The organism is Stutzerimonas kirkiae (assembly GCF_004327335.1).
Taxonomy (GTDB): Bacteria; Pseudomonadota; Gammaproteobacteria; order Pseudomonadales; family Pseudomonadaceae; genus Stutzerimonas; species Stutzerimonas kirkiae.
In genome coordinates this window covers 1-17,780 of sequence record NZ_QJUO01000042.1, presented here as the reverse complement: position 1 = coordinate 17,780, position 17,780 = coordinate 1, and the positions used below count along the sequence as shown (strand labels likewise).

15 protein-coding genes and 1 pseudogene are annotated in these 17,780 nt (G+C 64.4%); 3 read left to right on the top strand and 13 right to left on the bottom strand.

Features of this window, described 5'->3' with window-relative positions; translation table 11 throughout:
* Positions 1–26: 26 nt before the first annotated feature.
* From DNJ95_RS17405 to DNJ95_RS17375, 7 genes and pseudogenes are all read right to left on the bottom strand, one after another.
* Positions 27–1,652, bottom strand: a complete 1,626-nt coding sequence (locus DNJ95_RS17405) for a dipeptide ABC transporter ATP-binding protein (protein WP_131185997.1) — start codon at positions 1,650–1,652, stop codon at positions 27–29.
* A complete protein-coding gene (locus tag DNJ95_RS17400) occupies positions 1,649–2,578 on the bottom strand; it encodes an ABC transporter permease (RefSeq protein ID WP_242671994.1) in 930 nt (309 codons plus the stop codon). The genes DNJ95_RS17405 and DNJ95_RS17400 overlap by 4 nt, the downstream gene beginning before the upstream one ends.
* On the bottom strand, positions 2,575–3,528 hold the full coding sequence (locus tag DNJ95_RS17395) for an ABC transporter permease (protein WP_131185996.1): 954 nt from the start codon (positions 3,526–3,528) through the stop codon (positions 2,575–2,577). Before DNJ95_RS17395 ends, DNJ95_RS17400 begins: the two co-directional genes overlap by 4 nt.
* Positions 3,525–5,165 carry an ABC transporter substrate-binding protein gene (locus DNJ95_RS17390; protein ID WP_131186011.1) on the bottom strand — a complete coding sequence of 547 codons (1,641 nt, stop codon included), beginning with the start codon at positions 5,163–5,165 and terminating at the stop codon, positions 3,525–3,527. Before DNJ95_RS17390 ends, DNJ95_RS17395 begins: the two co-directional genes overlap by 4 nt.
* A 59-nt stretch (positions 5,166–5,224) precedes the next feature.
* Positions 5,225–7,702, bottom strand: coding sequence for a TonB-dependent receptor plug domain-containing protein (locus DNJ95_RS17385; RefSeq protein ID WP_131185995.1), 2,478 nt, complete (start codon positions 7,700–7,702; stop codon positions 5,225–5,227).
* Between the two features lie 80 nt (positions 7,703–7,782).
* A complete protein-coding gene (locus DNJ95_RS17380) occupies positions 7,783–8,559 on the bottom strand; it encodes an ABC transporter ATP-binding protein (RefSeq protein WP_131185994.1) in 777 nt (258 codons plus the stop codon).
* A 3-nt stretch (positions 8,560–8,562) separates the two neighbouring features.
* Positions 8,563–9,327: pseudogene (locus tag DNJ95_RS17375) on the bottom strand (ABC transporter permease); the annotation flags it as partial.
* A 452-nt stretch (positions 9,328–9,779) separates the two neighbouring features.
* Between DNJ95_RS17375 and DNJ95_RS17370 the strand changes: the two are divergent.
* A complete protein-coding gene (locus tag DNJ95_RS17370; protein ID WP_131185992.1) occupies positions 9,780–10,406 on the top strand; it encodes an RpnC/YadD family protein in 627 nt (208 codons plus the stop codon).
* 157 nt (positions 10,407–10,563) lie between these two features.
* Here DNJ95_RS17370 and DNJ95_RS17365 read toward each other — a convergent pair whose 3' ends face one another.
* The 4 genes from DNJ95_RS17365 to DNJ95_RS17350 form a co-directional block, all read right to left on the bottom strand.
* Complete coding sequence (locus DNJ95_RS17365; RefSeq protein ID WP_131185991.1) at positions 10,564–11,358, bottom strand: class II aldolase/adducin family protein; 795 nt, start codon at positions 11,356–11,358, stop codon at positions 10,564–10,566.
* Between the two features lie 55 nt (positions 11,359–11,413).
* Complete coding sequence (locus DNJ95_RS17360; RefSeq protein WP_131185990.1) at positions 11,414–12,367, bottom strand: D-isomer specific 2-hydroxyacid dehydrogenase family protein; 954 nt, start codon at positions 12,365–12,367, stop codon at positions 11,414–11,416.
* The gene (locus DNJ95_RS17355; RefSeq protein WP_131185989.1) at positions 12,364–13,584 is read right to left on the bottom strand and encodes an acyl-CoA dehydrogenase family protein; all 1,221 of its coding nucleotides are present in this window, start codon (positions 13,582–13,584) and stop codon (positions 12,364–12,366) included. The genes DNJ95_RS17360 and DNJ95_RS17355 overlap by 4 nt, the downstream gene beginning before the upstream one ends.
* Positions 13,585–13,824: 240 nt before the next feature.
* Positions 13,825–14,721, bottom strand: coding sequence for a LysR family transcriptional regulator (locus DNJ95_RS17350; RefSeq protein ID WP_131185988.1), 897 nt, complete (start codon positions 14,719–14,721; stop codon positions 13,825–13,827).
* A 293-nt stretch (positions 14,722–15,014) separates the two neighbouring features.
* Between DNJ95_RS17350 and DNJ95_RS19260 the strand changes: the two genes are divergently transcribed.
* Positions 15,015–15,182 carry a hypothetical protein gene (locus DNJ95_RS19260; RefSeq protein WP_165491654.1) on the top strand — a complete coding sequence of 56 codons (168 nt, stop codon included), beginning with the start codon at positions 15,015–15,017 and terminating at the stop codon, positions 15,180–15,182.
* Positions 15,183–15,835: 653 nt separating this feature from the next.
* Positions 15,836–16,450, top strand: a complete 615-nt coding sequence (locus DNJ95_RS17345; RefSeq protein WP_131185987.1) for a hypothetical protein — start codon at positions 15,836–15,838, stop codon at positions 16,448–16,450.
* Between the two features lie 766 nt (positions 16,451–17,216).
* On the opposite strand, the gene DNJ95_RS17340 is transcribed toward DNJ95_RS17345, so the two are convergent.
* Both DNJ95_RS17340 and DNJ95_RS17335 read right to left on the bottom strand, forming a co-directional pair.
* Positions 17,217–17,531 (bottom strand): hypothetical protein, encoded by a 315-nt coding sequence (locus DNJ95_RS17340; protein ID WP_131185986.1) that lies wholly within the window; start codon positions 17,529–17,531, stop codon positions 17,217–17,219.
* A 129-nt stretch (positions 17,532–17,660) separates the two neighbouring features.
* The coding region (locus DNJ95_RS17335; RefSeq protein WP_165491655.1) for a transposase at positions 17,661–17,780 on the bottom strand (120 nt) is incomplete at its 5' end.

The following is a 17,780-nucleotide window of genomic DNA, read 5'->3' as shown; positions in this document are numbered from 1 at the left end:
ACCGCCGCGCTCACCTGCATGCATGCTCAGGATGCCTGCGCCAGCCGGCTGCCGGGAATCGCATCGAGCAGTTCGCGGGTGTAGGGGCTGGCGGGGTGTTCGAAGACCTGGCTCGCCGGCCCTTGTTCCACCACCTGCCCCTTGTTCAGCACCAGCACCTGGTGGGCGACGCTGGCGACCACCGCCAGGTCGTGGGAGACCAGCACGTAGGCAACGCCCAGTTGCCGTTGCAACTCGCCGAGCAGGTCGAGGATCTGTGCCTGCACCGAGACATCCAGTGCCGACACCGGTTCATCGAGCAGCAAAAGGTCCGGTTGCAGCGCCAGGGCGCGGGCGATGGCCACCCGTTGGCGCTGGCCGCCGGAAAGCTCCCGTGGCAGGCGGTCGAGGTAGGCCTGCGGCAGGTGCACCAGGTCGATCAGGCGGCGTGCCGCCTGTTCCAGCTCGCGGCCCTTGGCCAGGCCGAAGGACACCAGCGGCTCGACGATGCTGTCGAAGATGGAAAAGCGCGGGTCGAGGGCGGCGAACGGGTTCTGCTGCACCAGTTGCATGCGCTGGCGCAGTGGGCGGAACTGGCGCCAGCCATGACCGGTGACATCCTCTCCATCGAACCGCACGCGGCCCTGGTCGGGTTGCTCCAGGCCGAGGGCGATGCGCAGGGCGGTGCTCTTGCCGGAGCCGGACTCGCCGACGATGGCCAGGGTCTGCCCCGGGTGCACGGCCAGGCTGACATCCCGCAGGGCCTGGAAACTGGAGTCCTGGCCTTTCACCGCGGGCAACCGGTAATGCTTTCCGACCCCTTCCAGGGCCAGTAGCGGCGTACCGCTGGCGGGCGGTGGTGGTGGCGGGCGGCGATTGCCGAAAGCCGGCGCGGCGGCGATCAGCGTGCGGGTGTAGTCCTGGCTCGGCGCCAGCAGAATCTCTTGTGGCGGACCCTGTTCGATCAGCCGGCCACTCTTCATCACCAGCACCCGGTCGGCGCGGTCGGCGGCCACGCCGAGGTCGTGGGTGATGATCAGCAGCGAGATACCGCGTTCGCGCACCAGCCGCTCCAGGTGATCGAGGATGCGCCGCTGCACGGTCACGTCCAGGGCGCTGGTCGGTTCGTCGGCGATGATCAGCCGCGGGTTGCCGGCCAGGGCGATGGCGATCAGTACGCGCTGGCGCATGCCTCCGGACAGTTCGTGGGGGTACTGGCGGGCGCGCAGCACGGGGTTGTCCAGGCCGACCTGTTGCAGCAGCTCGACGACATCGGCGTCGGCCCCGGGGTAGCGGCGGCCATGGGCGAGGACCAGCGCCTCGGCGATCTGCCGGCCGATGCGCAGGGTCGGGTTGAGGCTGACCATCGGGTCCTGCGGCACCAGGCCGATGGTGCTGCCGCGCAACTGGCGCTTGCTGCGCTCGGAGGCATGGCTGATGTCCTGCCCGGCGACCAGCAGTTGCCCGGAGGTGACCCGGGCATTGTCCGGCAGCAGGCCGAGGATGGCGTTGGCCAGGGTGGTCTTGCCCGAGCCGGATTCGCCGACGATGGCCAGGGTTTCGCCTTCGCCGATGCTGAAGGAAACATCCACCACGGCATGGCTGAGCTGCCCGGCGGAACGGTAGGCGACGGCCAGGCTGCGAACGTCGATCAGTGGCTGGCGGTCGCTCATCGCTGGATCTCCTCGAAGGTGCGGGCGATATGGTTGAGGCTGAACACCACGGCCACCAGGAACAGCCCCGGCAGCAGCGATACCCAGGGCGCGGTGATGAGGAAGTGCCGGCCATTGGCGATCAGCGTGCCCCATTCCGCCGCCGGCGGCGCCGCGCCGAAGCCGAGGAAGCTCAAGCCGGCGGTGGCCAGGATGGCCGCGCCGAAGTCCAGAGTGGCCAATACCGCCACCGGCCCCCAGGCATTGGGCAGGATATGCCGCAGCAGGGTGCGCCCCCAGCTCGCGCCGCCGAGGCGCGCGGCCTCGACGTAGGGCAGGGTCTTCACCCGCAGCACTTCGGCGCGGGTAGTGCGGGCGAAGCCGGGGATGATGCCGACGCCCACGGCGATGGCCACCGGCAGGGTGCCGAAGCCGATGGCGGTGACGATCGCCAGCGCCAGCAGCAGGCCCGGCAGCGCCAGCAGCACGTCGATGAAGCGCATGATCGCCGCGTCGATACGCCCCCCGGCGAAGCCGGACAGGATGCCCAGGCCGAGGCCGCCGAGCAGGGCGATGCCGACCGCCAGCAGCGCGGCCTGGACCGACAGGCTGGCGCCGTGCACCACGCGGGTGTAGAGGTCGCGCCCGAGTTCGTCGGTGCCGAACCAGTGGCTAGCATTGGGCGCGGTGAGTTTGTCGGCGGGCGAGGTGGCGTAGGGGTCGAAGCTGCTCAGCAGGCCCGGGGCCAGTGCCGCCAGCAGGGCGAAGCCGACGATGGCGAACGCCAGCAGGAAGCCGGGGCGGCGCAGCAGCGGCCGTAGCGCATCGAGGCTGCGGCGCAGGCGGCTGCTGCGGCGCCATGGCCGGTTGGCCAGGGTGTCGGCGTGCGGTGCTCGTTTCAGGATGCCTCCTGCAAAGCGGTCGAGTGGGGTATCGGTAGCGCTCATGAGGACACCTTGGGCGTGTGGGCGATGCGTGGGTCGAAAGCCGGGTAGAGCAGGTCGACGATCAGGTTGATGACGACGAAGGCCGCCGCCGAGATGGCGACCACCGCCAGCACCACCGGGATGTCCTGGCGCAGCACGGCTTCCTGGGTCAGGCGGCCGACGCCGTTGCGGGCGAAGATGGTTTCCACCAGTATCGCGCCGGACACCGTGTTGCCGACCTGCAGGCCGACCAGGGTGAGGATCGGCAGCGCCGCGTTCCTGAACGCATGGCGCGCCTGCACCTGGGCGCGGCTGAGGCCCTTGGCGTAGGCGGTGACGATATAGGGTTCGCGCCAGACGCCCTGGAAACCGCGTTGCAGCACCTGGGCGTAGACCGCCGCGCTGGGAATGGCCAGGGTCACCGCCGGCAGTACCAGGCTCTCGAAGCCCTTGCTGCCGGTGGCGGGGAACCAGCCGAGGCTGAAGGCGAAGACCTGGATCAGCAGCAGCCCCATCCAGAACACCGGCACCGAGAAGCCCAGCGCGGGCAGGCGTGTCAGCGCCACTTTCAGCGGTTGCCAGCGCACGTAGGCGGTCAGGTAGGCCAGGCCGATGCCGCCCACCAGCGACAGCAGGATCGCCAGCCCGGCCAGCGCCAGGGTCTGCGGCAGGCGCTCGGCGAGCAGTTCGGTGACCGGGCGGTTCTGTGTCAGCGACTGGCCGAAGTCGCCCTGCAGTGCGCCCAGCAGCAGGTGCAGGTACTGCTCCAGCAGGCCACGGTCCAGGCCGTAGTAGGCGCGGGCCTGCGCCAGTGCTTCCGGCGACAGGGATTCGAGTTCCAGGCCGGAGGCGCTGAGCATGATCGACAGCGGGTCGCCCGGCAGCAGGTAGAGGATGAAGTAGGTGATGCTGTAGGCCCCCCACAACACCAGCAGGGCCTGGGCGATGCGGCCGAACATGTAGCGGGTCATGGCGCCTCCAGGTCGATGTCGTTGAGGAAGGCGAAGCCCTCGGCGGACCAGTGGAAGTCCTTCACCCGCGCCGATGTGGCGGCCTGCCAGAGGCGTTCGTGGATCGGGAACGCCGAGCCTTCGTCGATCAGCAGGTCCTGCAGGTCGCCGTAGGCGCGGGCGCGTTGTTCGCCGTTGGTGGCGGTGATGCCGGCATCGAACAGCGCCAGGGCTTTTTCCAGGGTTTGCGGGGCATAGGTGTTGGTGGCCAGGGTGACGCTGTTGGCGTTGCGCGGGTCGAGAATGCTCTGCAGCACGATGGGGTCGGCACGGGTCATGTAGGAGCTGGTCAGGTCATAGTTGCCCGCCGCGTTCGCCACCGCCCATTCGGCGTAGGTCTTCACGTCCAGTTGCAGGTCGATGCCGGCCTTGCGCAACTGGTCCTGGATCAGCACGTCGCCGGCGGTTTCCTGCGGCGCCAGGTTGTAGCGCAGCGTCAGGCGTTTGCCATCCTTGTGGCGGTAGCCGTCGTCCGCCTTGCGCCAGCCGGCCTCGTCGAGCAGGCGTTCGGCGCCTGGCAGGTCATGGGCCAGTTTGGCGCGCTGGCTGCGGAAGTAGGGCGTGGTGACATCGTAGACGCCGTCCACCACCGGGAACTCCGGGCTGTAGACGGTGCTGGCGTAGCTCTTGCGGTCGATGGCCTTCTGCACGGCCAGGCGCACGTCGCGTTCGGCGAGGATGCGGCCATCGCGGGTGTTGGGGTAGAGGTTGAGCGCCGGGCCAGGCAGCGAGCGGCTCTGGATGGTCGCGCCCCTGGACTGCAAGAGGTTCAGGTCGACCTCGGAGAACGGGTTGCGTGGCCACAGGATATCCACCTGGCCTTGCAGGAACTGGCCGTTGCGTACGCTTTCCTCCGGCACGTAGCTGACTTCCACGCTGTCGAGGTGGGCTTCGCCACGGTTGCGCACGTTTGCCGAGGGCCAGGCATAGCCGCTGCGTTTGACCAGGCGCAGGCCGCTGGCCGGGGTGTAGCTTTCGAGGGTGAATGGGCCGCTGCCGATGATCTTGCCGAGGGAGCGTTCCCGTTCCGTCAGCCGATAGGATTCCGGGGCGAGGATCGACAGGTTGGTGGTCGAGGTGGCCTGCAGGAAGCCGGCGTTGGGTTTCGCCAGCACCAGCTTGACGGTGAAGTCATCGAGCACTTCGGCATGCTCGTAGCCGGCCAGGTAGGTGGCGCCGAAGGCGCTCGGCAGTTCGCTGGCGAAGGCCTTGTTGCTGTCGAAGGCGGTCTTCACCGCATGGGCGTCGAAGCGCTCGCCGTTGCTGAAGGTGACGTCCTCGCGCAGGTGGAAGGTGTAGGCCAGGGCGTCGTCGCTGATTTCCCAGCTTTTCGCCAGCCAGGGGATGATCTCGCCGCTGTCCGGGTCCTGGTCGGTGAGGGATTCGGCGACATTGCGCAGCACCACGCGGTGTTCGATCCAGTAGACCTGGAAAGGGTCGAGGCTGGTCAGGTTGGGGTTGTCGAGGAAGAAGGCGATGCGCAGGTTCTTGCCGGACTGGGTGTCCTCGGAAGGCGAGCAGCCGCCCAGGGCGAGGGCGGCTGCCAGGGGAATGGCGAGGCCCGCCAGGCGGCGGGCCAGGGTACGCAGGGAACTCATCGGCATGGGCGTTTCCTCGTGGAGCAGCCCGCCCCGCGTCCTGCGGGGCAGGCATGGGGTCAGAAGTCGTAGGCGAGCTTGGTGTACCAGAAGCCGCCGCCGGGGTGGAACGGCGGGTTGCCGTAGTTCCTGTCCTGGGCCGGGATGATGACGCCGTTGTTGTCCGGGCGGACGTTGAAGATATTGGTGCCGCCCACCGACAGGGTCAGGCTGTCGAACAACAGGTAGGAGAGGTCCAGGTCGGTGATCCACTTGGCGCCGAAGCTGCGGTCGTTGGCGGCGTTCTGCTGCCAGGTCTCGACCTTGCCGTAGCGGCTGGTCTGCAGGTTGGCGGTGAGGTCGCCGAGGCTCCAGTTGGCACCGAATATCCAGCGGCTGCGTGGTGTGCCCGCGACCAGTTCGCCCTCGCGGGCATGGCCGATCACGCTGATGCCCGCATCCGTCAGGTTCTGCGGCGTGGCGCGACGGCCACGGATGCTGGTCTTGTTGTAGTTGAACGCGGCACTCCAGCGCACGTCGCCCCAGGTGCCGAACTGGCTGCGGTGGTCGGCCACCAGGTCGAGGCCACGGGTGCGCGTGTCGAAGGCGTTGGTGTAGTAGTTGACCCAGGTGGTGCGGGCCACGCCGACCGATTCGAGCAGATCGCCGACCGCGCCGGCGCCGCCGCTGCGGTCGTAGAGGTTTTCGCTGAGGGTGATGCGGTCGTCGATGTCGATCAGGTAGGCGTCGGCGGTAAAGCTGGTGCGCGGCGCCGGCTGCCAGGTCACGCCGAGGCCGATGTTGCGCGATTTTTCCGAGTCCAGCTCGCTGGCGCCGAGGGCCTGGGCCAGGGCGCTGTCCGGCGTGGCGGTGCGGCGCAGGGCGGGAATCAGGTTGCCATCGGCATCGAAGGCGGTGCGGTTGTCGGAGACGGTGTAGGCCAGTTGCGTCAGCGACGGAGCGCGGAAACCGGAGCCGAGGGTGCCGCGAATGGCCACCTGCTCGGTCAGCTCGAAGCGCGAGTTGAGCTTGAAGCTGAAGGTGTTTTCCTCGATGTCGTCGTAGTGCTCGACGCGCCCGGCCACGCCGACGTACCAGCGTTCGCTGAGATCGAAGCCCAGGTCGAGGTAGGCGGCGACATTGCTGCGCTTGGCGTCGGCCTCGTCCTCGGGGCGGATGGCCAGTACCGCCTGGGCGCCGACCGAGGGCTGCGCGCCGTTGGCGTTGTACAGGTCGCTGCCCACCGGGTAGCTGTAGGGGCCGACGCTCCAGGCCAGCGGGTCGTCGCCGGCGAAGGTGCGAAAGCGCTCCCAGCGGTGCTCCAGGCCGGCGGATACCTGCACCGGCAAGCCGAGGCCGAACAGGCCGTCGAAGGCGCGGGTGATATCCAGGTTGTTCACCCACTGGTCGAATTGCAGGGTCGCCAGGTCATCGAAGGAGGTCGGCGAGGCGGCTCCGTAGGTGGGGTTGATGGTCAGGTCGCTGGAGTGCTCGATCTTGTTGCGCCCGTAGGTGGTGGACAGGTCCCAGTCCCAGCCGGCCACGCTGCCCTTGCCGCCGAACAGGAACTGGTAGTCGGTGTCCTTGAGGTTGTTCAGCGGGAAGTAGCCATCCGGGAACAGTTCGGGGATCGAAGCCGGGCCGTTGGGCAGGCGCAGGTTGTTCAGGGCCTCGGTCTCGCGCTGGCCGTAGGTGGCGTAGGAGTACAGCTTGAATTGCTCGTCCAGCGGCAGCTCGGCGTTGTAGGCCAGGTTGAAGGCCTTCAGGTCGGGGTCGCCGTTCTTCACGGCGACACGGTCCCAGGCCGCCTCGCGGGCATCCTCGAAATAGCCTCGGTAGCTGTCGGCCGCCTTGCCCACCCAGGTGGCGGTGCCGCGTTTGCGCGCATCCGCCGAGAGGTGCAGGAAGCCGCCGTCGCCGATGGCGAAACCGTGGTCGGCGGCGGTCTTGATGGTCTCGCCCTGGCCGGAGGACAACTGGCCGTAGCTGGCCTCCACATGGCCGCCGGAACTGTTGCCCTTGAGGATGATATTGATCACCCCGGCCACCGCATCCGAGCCATATTGGGCGGCGGCGCTGTCTTTGAGCACTTCGATATGCGATACCGCGCTGATCGGGATCAGGTCGATATCGATGGCGTTGGCGCCGCTGTTGTCGACGTTGCCATTGGCCGGCGCCGCACCGTTGTGGCGGCGCTTGCCGTTGACCAGCACCAGGGTGTAGGCCGGGCCGAGGCTGCGGTTGCTCAGCGGGCGTACCTGGGAGTTGACCCCGGCGATATTGGTGCCGAAGGTGAACGACGGCAACAGTTTGGAAATCGCCTCCGACAGCTCGGCGCGGCCGGTCTTGAGCAGTTGCTCGCTGTTGATGATGTCGATCGGCGCCGGGCTGTCGGCGACGGTGCGCTGCTGGCCGCGCAGGCCGGTGGAAATCACCGTGACGGTTTCCAGGCGTTTTTCCTCTTCAGCGGCAAGGCTGGGTGCGCCGCCGCCCAGGCCCAGCGCGATGGCCAGGGCCGAGAGGGGAAATACGCCGAGGGGCTTGGCTGTCTGATGCATACATTGTCGTCCTTTGTGCAAGCATGACCGGAACTGGCCCTTTGTTCGGGTACAGGTGGTGGTTATTGGTGTTGTCGGAGTCAGATGGCGATCGCACTGAGCGGATAGCCGAATGGGTTGTGGTCCTGGCCGATGTCCTCGGGGCTGTCCTTTTCCACCCCGAGCAGCGCCAGCAGGCGCAGGCGGATGGCGTTGAAGCCAGCGTCGCCGCTGGCGCGCGGGCGCTCCAGTTGGATGCGGATTTCCTCGGCGACCCTGCCGTGTTGCAGCACGATGATGCGATCGGCCAGCAGGATCGCCTCGTCGACATCGTGGGTGACCAGCAGCACAGCGGGCGTATGGGCGCGCCACAGTTCGATGATCAGCCGGTGCATGCGGATGCGGGTCAGGGCGTCCAGGGCGGCGAAGGGTTCGTCGAGCAGCAACAGCTTGGGCTCTCGTACCAGGCTGCGGGCCAGCGCTACGCGCTGCGATTCGCCGCCGGAAAGGGTCGCCGGGTAGGCGTTCAAGCGATGGGCCAGGCCGACTTCGGTCAGCGCCTGCTCGGCTTTCTCCCTGGGGTTGTCCACCCGCAGGCCGAGGGTCACGTTCTTCCAGGCGCGTTTCCAGGGCATCAGGCGCGGCTCCTGGAACACCGCCGAGCGTGCCGCGGGCACCCGCAGTTCGCCGTCGTCGATCGGGTCCAGCCCGGCCAGGGCGCGCAGCAGGGTGGTCTTGCCGGAGCCGCTGGCGCCGAGCAGGGCGACGAACTCGCCAGGGGCGATGTCCAGGTCCAGCCCGTCGATCACGCGGTTCTCGCCGAACTGGCGCACGACTTTGCGCAGACTGACGGCGGGCGCTTGGCTATGGGCGTTCATCGCTCAACTCCTCACGAAGGATGGGCGCCAGACCAGCGCGAAGCGTTCCAGGGTACGGATCAGCCCGTCGATTAGCAGGCCGAGGGCGCTGTAGATCAGCAGGCAGATGACGATTACGTCGGTGCGCATGAAGTCGCGGGCGTCGCTGGCCAGGTAGCCGATGCCGGCGCTGGTGTTGATCTGTTCGACGAACACCAGGGCCAGCCAGGAAATCCCCAGCGAGTAGCGCAGGCCGACGAAGAACGAGGGCAGGGCGCCGGGCAGGATCACATGCCAGATCAGTTCGCGGCGGTTCAGCCCCAGGGTGTTGGCGGCTTCCACCAGCTTCGGGTCGATATTGCGGATGCCAGCGAACAGGTTGAGGTAGACCGGGAAGGTGGTGCCGGTGACGATCAGCGCGATCTTGGTGAACTCGCCGATGCCGAACCAGAGGATGAACAGCGGCACCAGCGCCAGCGAGGGGATGGTGCGCAGCATCTGCATGGGCGAGTCGAGGATCACCTCGCCGCGCTTCGACAGGCCGCTGACCAGCGCGGCGGCGGTGCCGATGGCCACGCCGATGGTCAGGCCCAGCACCGCGCGCTTGAGGGATACGAGCAGGTGATAGCCCAGTTCGCCGCTGCGGATCAGTTCCCAGAGGGTGCCGCCGATCTCGCTGGGCGCGGCGATCACTCGCGAGGGAATGAGCCCGGAGCGAGAGGCCAGCTCCCACAACAGCAGGATGGCCAGGGGGCTGAGCAGGCGCAGGAGGAAATCGGGAGCCTTCCAGGTTCTGGCGGTCCTGGCCTTGTGCGCAAGGGCGGTGGCGGTGCTGTCGGTCATGGGCTCCATCCATACGGTGCCCGATGGGTCGGGCGCTTCCGGGAAGATCTGGATGGCATAGTATTTTTATAAGAATCTAAATTGAAATTCTTTTTTTGAATAAGTTTATTATTTAATTAATGCATCATTTATTGAGTATTTATGCGTTGTTGGTATTTTGTGAGCGCTGCCAAAGGGCTTCCGGGTAGCGGCGGCGGTTCGCTCCCTGGCCATGCCGTGCAGACCTCTTCGACGACAGCCCCTGGCCGTAGGCTACGGGCTGTCGGTATATGAAGCGCTTCACAAGCCCGGATGCTGCCGTGTGACAGGCTCCACATTTCCAGCCAGTCGTCCTTGCGCCTTGTGCGGCATGCCCGCAGTTTGGCGGCCGACACGGGCATCGGCGGCTATTGCGCAGCATGAGCGAAGACCTTGACTCTCCCTGGAAGGAAGCGCTGGAAGTGTTTTTCCAGCCATTCCTGCAATTGCTTTTCCCGGATATCGAGGCCCTGATCGACTGGCGCCAGCCTGTGGCCTTTCTCGACAAGGAATTGCAGAAGATCGCCGGCGCTGCCGAAGGTGGTCGGCGCTATGTCGACAAGCTGGCCAGGGTGCGGTTGCTCGACGGCGCGGAGCACTGGTTGCTGATCCACACCGAGGTACAGGGCGAGCCGCAGCGGGATTTCGCCGAGCGCATGTACCGCTACTACAGCCGCATCCGCGAGCGCTACCAACTGCCTGTGATCAGTCTCGCGGTATTGACCGATACCCAGCCCGGTTTCCGTCCCGAGGGTTTCTCCAGCCATATCGCCGGCAGTGGCGTTACCTTTCGCTTTCGTAGCTGCAAGCTGCTGGACTTCCAGGCGGATATGGACGAGCTGCTGCACAGCGACAATCCGTTCGCCCTGCTGGTCGCCGCCCAGCTCAGCGCCAAGCTGATCCGCGATGGCCGGCAACGTGCCGACAACCTGATCGGCTTCTACCGGATGGTCATCCGCAAGCGCCTCGACCGGCGATTGATCGGGCGCCTGGTGCTACGGTCGTAGGCTCACCCCACAGGCACCGCCGAAAGTGGCATTCGCACAGGAAAGCGGATCCCGAGGGGTGAAGATGTGTGTATCCAGTAGCCCGCGAGGGAGAGGGAGACATGCAACCGCGTCTCCCCACTATTCGTTCTGGCAAAGACGTTGAAAGGCCTGGCCCTCAATGCTTGTAGCCGTCGCCTTCGCGCTCCAGTTGGCGGATCAGCGCATCCCAGTGGCGGGCGATGCCGGGGTTGTCGCCGTTGGCGAAGGCTTCGCGCTGGCGCGCGACCTTGTCGATGGCCGCCTGTGACGCGTACAGCAGATCGGCGTTGCCACCGGCCTGGGCGGCGATCTGGATATTGCAGGCGCGCTCCAGGCCGTGCAGTTCGCGGAAGGCATGCTCGACACTGACGCCGCCGGTGAGCAGCCCATGATTGCGCAGGATGAAGATATTGCTGTCGCCCAGGTCGGCGATCAGCCGTACCTGTTCGTCGAGGTCCAGCGCCACGCCTTCATAGTCGTGGTAGGACACCCTGCCATAGTAGGCCAGGGCGTGCTGGGATAACGGCAGCAGGCCGTCGCGTTGGGCCGAGACCGCCGCGCCGTCGCGGGTATGGGTGTGCAGCACCGCCTTGAGGTCGGGGCGGGCCCGGTGGATGGCGCTGTGGATGACATAGCCGGCCTGGTTGATACCCAGGCCCAGCGGATCGTCGATGATGGTGCCGTCGATGTCCACCTTGACCAGGTTGGAGGCGCTGATCTCGTCGAACAGCAGGCCGTAGGCATTGATCAGGAAGTGCTCTTCCTTGCCCGGCACGCGTGCGGAGAAGTGGGTGTAGATATGGTCGGTCCAGCGGAACAGGGCGGCCAGGCGGTAGGCGGCGGCGAGTTTGACGCGCACCTCCCATTCTTCCGCGCTGACGCGCTGGCGGACCGACGTGATCTGGGTGGCGGCGAGTGTGCTTGTGCTCATGTGGGGCTCCAGTGAAGAGTGGTTGGGGCACGTTTGGCGGAAGTGGCTGCGCGGTTCAGTAGCCGCGCTGGATATCGACCAGGTTGTTCAGCGGCATGCGTTGCCGGTAGCGCTGGAAGTTGTCGACGAAGCTGTCGACGAAGCGCGCCTTGCCGTCGGTCGACAGCGCCGAGGTGTGCGGCGATATATGCACCCGTGGGTGCTGGTAGAGCGGGTGGCCGGCGGGCAGCGGCTCGGGATCGGTGACATCCAGGGTGGCGCGGCCCAGGCGGCCATCCTCCAGGGCTTCGAGCAGCGCCTGCTGGTCGAGCAGGCCACCCCGGGCCAGGTTGACCAGGTGCAGGCCCGGCTTGGCATGGGCCAGTGCCTGACGACCGATCAGGTGGCGGGTCTGCTCGGTCAGCGGGGCGGCGATGACCAGGTGGTCCGACTCGGCGAATAGTTGTTCGAGCCCGCTGGCGGCCTCGACACCGGGGATATCGGCGATCAGGTGGCCAGGGCGCCCCAGCGCCAGTACCCGGATGCCCAGCGCCTGTGCCTTGCGCGCCAGGGTCTGGCCGATGGCGCCGAAACCGAGGATACCGAGGGTGCTGCCCTGCAGCGGTTGCAGGTAGGTGAAATGCCAGTCGTCATCCTTCACCCAGATATCCGGCAGGCGCTTGGCTGCGGCGAACACCGCCGCCAGGGCGAACTCCGCCACATGGTTGGCATTGGCGCCCTTGGCGCTGGTGACCTGTGGCGCGTCGAACAGCCAGCGCGGGTAGAAGTCGATGCCGGAAGAGCCCAATTGCACCCAGTCCAGGTTCCAGGGCCAGCCTGCCGGCGGTTCGGCGATATTCACGCCGCGTACGTTGATCGGCCGGACGATGAACACGCTGGCCTGTTCGGGTACTTTGCCCAGGGCGTCCGGGCCTGGCTCGATATCGACGATGCGTTGGTCCGGCAGGCGCTGGCGCAGGTAGTCGTTGGCGTCGGCATCGAGCTGGCTGGCGATCAGTACTTCGCTCATCGTGCAGGCTCCAGGTCGCTGGCGTGGCGGGCGAAGGCCGCGCGGCCGACGGCGCCGAGCGCGACATCATCCTGTGGCGTGTGGATACGGCTGCACAGCACGTCGCGGTAGTGCCGCTCCAGGGGATTGCGCCGTGACAGGCCGGGGTTGCCGGAGGCTTCGACGGCCAGTTCGACGGCCTTGATGGCGTTATTGGTGACCAGGTACTTGAGCTGGCCGGCGTGATGCGCTTCGACCTGGCCGAGGGCGGCGGAGTCGAGCAGTGTGCGGTTGTTCAGCAGCAGCGAGTCGATGCGGCCGACGATTTCCTGGAAGCGTTGCAGGCTGGACAGCGGTGCGCCGAGGTTGGACGGCGTGCGAGTGGCGAGGAAGCCCACCAGCCAGTCGCGGGCCGCCTGGGCCACGCCGTCGTAGATGGAAGGCAGCAGTACCGACATCCACAGCAGGCCTTCACCGTCCAGTTCCGGGCGGGGAGCGCTCAAGGGGCTGACGCCGACGGCATGCTCGAGGGGGATCAGCACTTCGTCGAAGCGCACCTCATGGCTGCAGGTGGCGCGCATGCCCAGGTGGTCCCAGTCGTCGATGATGCTGATGCCGGGGGTATCCCGGTGCACCAGGTAGCCGCCGACCAGTGGGTCGGCATCGTCGCTGCGCGCCCACACCACATACCAGTGGATGCCGTGGCTGCCGGTCGAATAGATCTTGCGCCCGCTGATGCGCCAGCCCTCGGCGGTACGCCGGGCGATGGTCGCGGGCAGGCCGCCACGGGCCGGGGTGCCCAGCTCCGGCTCGACCCGGAAGGCGTTGATCAGCGCGCCGTCCTCGACGGCTTCCCGGGCAAGGCGCTGGCGCAAGTGTTCCGGCCACTGGTTGTTGGACTGCAGGCGGAAGTGCTGCAGGTACTGCATCACCAGGATCAATGCGGTGGACGGCTCGCCCTTGGCGACGGCCGAGATGACCTTGCGCGCGGTCGCCAGGTCGCCGCCGGCGCCGCCGAGAGTTTCCGGCACGGTAAGGCCGAGCAGGCCATGCTGGTGCAGCAGTGCGAAATTTTCCGTGGGGAATCGGCCGCTGCGATCGTAGTCGGCTGCGGTCGCGGCAAGGGCGCGGGTGATTTCTTCCAGAAGGGCATCGAGTTCACGGCCACCGGGAACCCTGGGGGAACGGGGAAAGGAGGGCGTGGAAAGGGCGGCGGAAGACTGTGCTGGAACGCTCATGGGCTGCTCGCGATAACGGTATATGGAGAGCCGGGCAGTCAGTGGTTCAGCCCGGCATTTGAGACCGTATTCTTATAGAAGCAGCATGTAAAAGTATTTTTGATTCTATGCTAATTATCAGATTATTGAATTTATACGTGTATATAAATGCAATATGTTTATATTTTGCCTCAAGCCTCAAGCCTCAAGCCTCAAGCCTCAAGCCGAAGCAGCGTTGCGGCCTGAAGCTTGTCGCCGCTGTCATGCCTGGCTGCCCAGCCGCTGGGCGACCACGCGGCCGAACAGCTCCACCGGCTCCTGCAGGTTGCCCAGGTAGCGCGGGTGCAGCAGCCACAGGTCGATCACCGGTTTGAAGTCACTGACGCTGACGGTTTCCAGGCGTTCGAGGTGGCGGCTGTTGGCGAGCAGGGGGGCGGGTACCAGGCCCAGTCCCATGCCGTTGGCCACCAGTCCCAGTTGCAGTTCGGTGCCGAAGGTTTCCAGGTTGATCTGCAAGGACAATCCCTGCTCCGCCAGGGCGCGCTGCAGGCCGGCGCGGAATCCGCAGCCATCCGGGTTCAGTACCCAGCCGCGGGTGTAGCAATCCTTCAGCTTGTAGTGGCGCTTGGGCATGCTGCCCCTGGCGGCGACCACTTGCAGTTGCATGCGGCCGATGGAGTGGCCGGCGATGCCCTCGGGGAATATCTTGCCCGCCGGGAACAGTGCGGCGGCGGCATCCAGCTCGCCGTTCTCCATCTTGCTGATCAGGCTGCTGCCCCAGCCGTTGATGACCTGGGTGCGCAGGTCGGGGAATTCCTCGCGGATCTGCTGCAGGGCATCGAGCAGTACCACGTCGCCGATGGTCTGGGGTACGCCGAGGCGCAGCGAGCCACTGGGTACGCCATCGTTGGCCACCAACTCGCGCAGGGTATCTATCTCGCGCAGGATCGCCTTGCACTGTTCGTATACCCGCCAGCCCATGGGGGTCGGCTTGAGTGGCTTGGTGTTGCGATCGAGCAGGTTGGCGCCCAGGTCTTCCTCGAAGTTCTGCACGCGGCGGGTAATGGCCGGCTGTGTCAGTTGCAGGGCTTCGGCTGCCAGGTTGGTGGATTGGCAACGGATGACGGCGACGAAGGCGTCCATGTCATCGATTTTCATGTCGGGCACTCATGCTGGGTTCGTGGGATAGAGCCTGGCAGCGCTGGCGATATGCGAGCCTGGCCGATCGGGGATTATTGCATCGGACAACGGTGGCTGTAATTTGATTTTTGCATATTGGTATATATGGGAAATTAACCTGAGCGCCGATGAAGGTTATCCATCGCTAACCCGTCCGCCATCACTGGCCATGACGACATGCGCCAGCGCTTCCTGGATGGCATCGGCGAGCGGGTGGCGGTGACCGAGGCATGCCGGTAGAGTGGCCGCTCCTAGTGTGGTCGAGAGATGTCATGGAAAAGAACCCCAACCCCCAGCGGATAGTGGCCATTCCCCTGTTGTGCTGTGGTGTGGCATTCACTGTCATCGGCATGGCGGCGGACATGCCCACGTTTTTCTACATGGCCCCCGGCTTCCTGCTGACCGGCCTGGTGCTGCTGGTTTCTTCCCGCAAGCGATAGGCGTTATGGCTTAGTGGCAAGGGGCAAACAGGGATTGCACCGGGCGGGTGACGACCCTGTTACAAGCAGAAACTGTCGTCATTCCCGCGCAGGCGCACGGCTGTCCGAGGCGATTTCTGCCTGGAAATAAAGCCTGTAGTCGTTATTTCATTCCAGTTTTTCGATAAGCCCCTGGGGTGCGACGATATGGCCTCGAGCCCGTGCTCCTGTGCGAATGCCAGGTGGCGGGACGAGGCACGCATGAATACATCCCTGTAGCTCTTCGCCGCCATCCCCGGCGGCGAAGGCCCCGTCCCGCCACCTGGCACCCGCACAGCCACCCTCGGCACTGCCTGAAAGGAAAGGCCCACGGAGCGGCAAGCCCAACGCATGATCTGGCCACTGCGCAGATGGCCCTTGCCATCCTCGACTCGGGTTCGCGCTACCAAGAGCGCGGGGACAAGCGTAGATCTCTGCACGCCGTAGATCCCAGGTGGAGAAGGGAGCCGTATTGCGTCATAGCTGTGTACAACGACTATGTGTGGAGCATCGCTGCATCGCGAATGCTTCAGGGGCAAGCCATCCCCATGGCTGGATGTGGCGTGGTGGCAAAATGGGATCATGTGAGCTATTACAGATAAGCGGGAATCGACACTCGAAAAAAGGAGTTTCACATGAGAAATGTTTTTTCTCTTCTTGCGGTCATGGTTTTCATATCAGGCTGCGCCAGTAACAAAAGTAATCTTGCTCATCTTATAACGGTGCAGGGACAACTGAATAAAGTTCTTGCTGGTTCCGGAGATGATGCGGCCGCGCAGAAAAGGAAAGAGGTGATTGATAAAGAGCTCAATGAATTAATCGCTGGGGAAATTGAAGAAACCAACAGGGTATGCAGCGATGTAATCGGTAATCGTGAAAGGCTTGCGGAGAAAAGGTCAAAGGATACGTTGAGAATTTCGCTGTTGGGGTTGGCTGCTGGTTCAGTCATTGCTCCTGCTTTGACCAGTGCGAATGCGGCAGCCAATGCGCCTTGGATTTCCGCATTCAGTGGCCTGGGTGGGGTTTCAAGTCTTGCTGTGCGACAAATAGATGGAGCAGGCTACAGTGGGGCTGCGGATATAAATGTGATCAACGGGATATCGACAGAAGTTAAGAAGCAAATGAATATTGCCTTGAATGCTACAAATTCCGGTGAGTCGCGATATGCGGCCGTGATTGCTGCTCGTAACGAGTGCCTGTATTTTCCGCGTGCATCTTTCGTAATCGTTGGCGATAGCCCTGAAAAATAGCGGTGTGGTGGCTCTGGCATTGCTGCAATCGGGCAGTGAATAAGACTTTATGCCTTGGGCGGGATGGTGATTCATCCCGTCGAGTCTGCTGCTGTCGCTGAACCGCTCCTCGAGCGTGGCGTTCGCCTTGCTGTTGAGTTCAGGGGGATGCCTCCCGGCAATCCCGGGTCAGGGGCGATGCCCGTCTGGCCTGGTCTGGGGTGAGGCAGTGTGGGGCTGGCCGGTGGTTCTATTGCTTCACGGCGCAAACGTCGGCGCCAGTCGGGTTTCCGATGCCCTGCTGGAGGTAAGCGGCCACTCGTATCACCAACTAAAAGGAGTTGTGCATGAGGTTCGCCGATGCAACTGGGGTTTACTGGGATTTTGATTTGGGTGGAATTACTGAAAATAAGCGCACAGTTATTACTCGAGCAATTAGCAGTGGTAGATTCTGGGTGGTAGAGCACAATGAACTCTATTATCCGCTGTTCGAGTGCGAGTGGTGTAAGGCGCCTGTTACCATTTCAGGTGTGCAAGCCGATCATCTTCTGCCACAGAGAATGCAAAACAGTCAGTCTCGCGATGTTCAAATATTATACAGAGAGTCTGACCCATCCGGTCACGGGCTTATGTTGTCGTGCTCGACTTGTAATCAAGGTGTGCGTAATCGAAGTGGCACCATTACTCGAAGTGCGTTTAGACATCAGATTGTCTCCCCGGTAGAGCAGGGCGGTAATGACTAGAAGGTATGCTTTCAGTGTATGGGCGTGCGCCAAGTAATCGTCGATTATTTCCATTCCATAGTGGATGGTATCAGCTGATTTCTGGCAGAAAATTGCCGGCATATGGCCGGACCACCAGCGCCCGATATATCAGGTGACCTTCGGCGGTTTCTCCCCATGAATGCGTTGATAAATATCGTTGCGATGCATTGCGATACCTTAACCTGCAAGGCGATGACCATGCAGAACAGCGCAATACCGATCAATCTGAGCAGCAGCCAGACGCTGGTGGTCTGCCAGTGGTGGCCGACTTGACTCATGGTCAGGTCGCCCAGGAACAGGAGGTCCAGGGCGGCACCGATGAGGGTTTGGGTATCCACTGGGGGAGATTGTCGGATAGGAAGAGGGACAGCGAAGGGCCTGGTTTTTTGCCCAGGACGGGCGATGGTTGCGGAAACTATTGCATTAGTTGTGGAGACGACCACTTTCCCGGCGGGCAAAGAAAAGGTTCATCGCACTTTCCCGGGGAAGGCGGCCTTGATTTTCAGGAAGAAGTAGTCCGAGTCCCGGAAGCCATAGGCCATGCGCTTGATCACCTTGATGCGGTTATTCACACCCTCCAGCAGGCT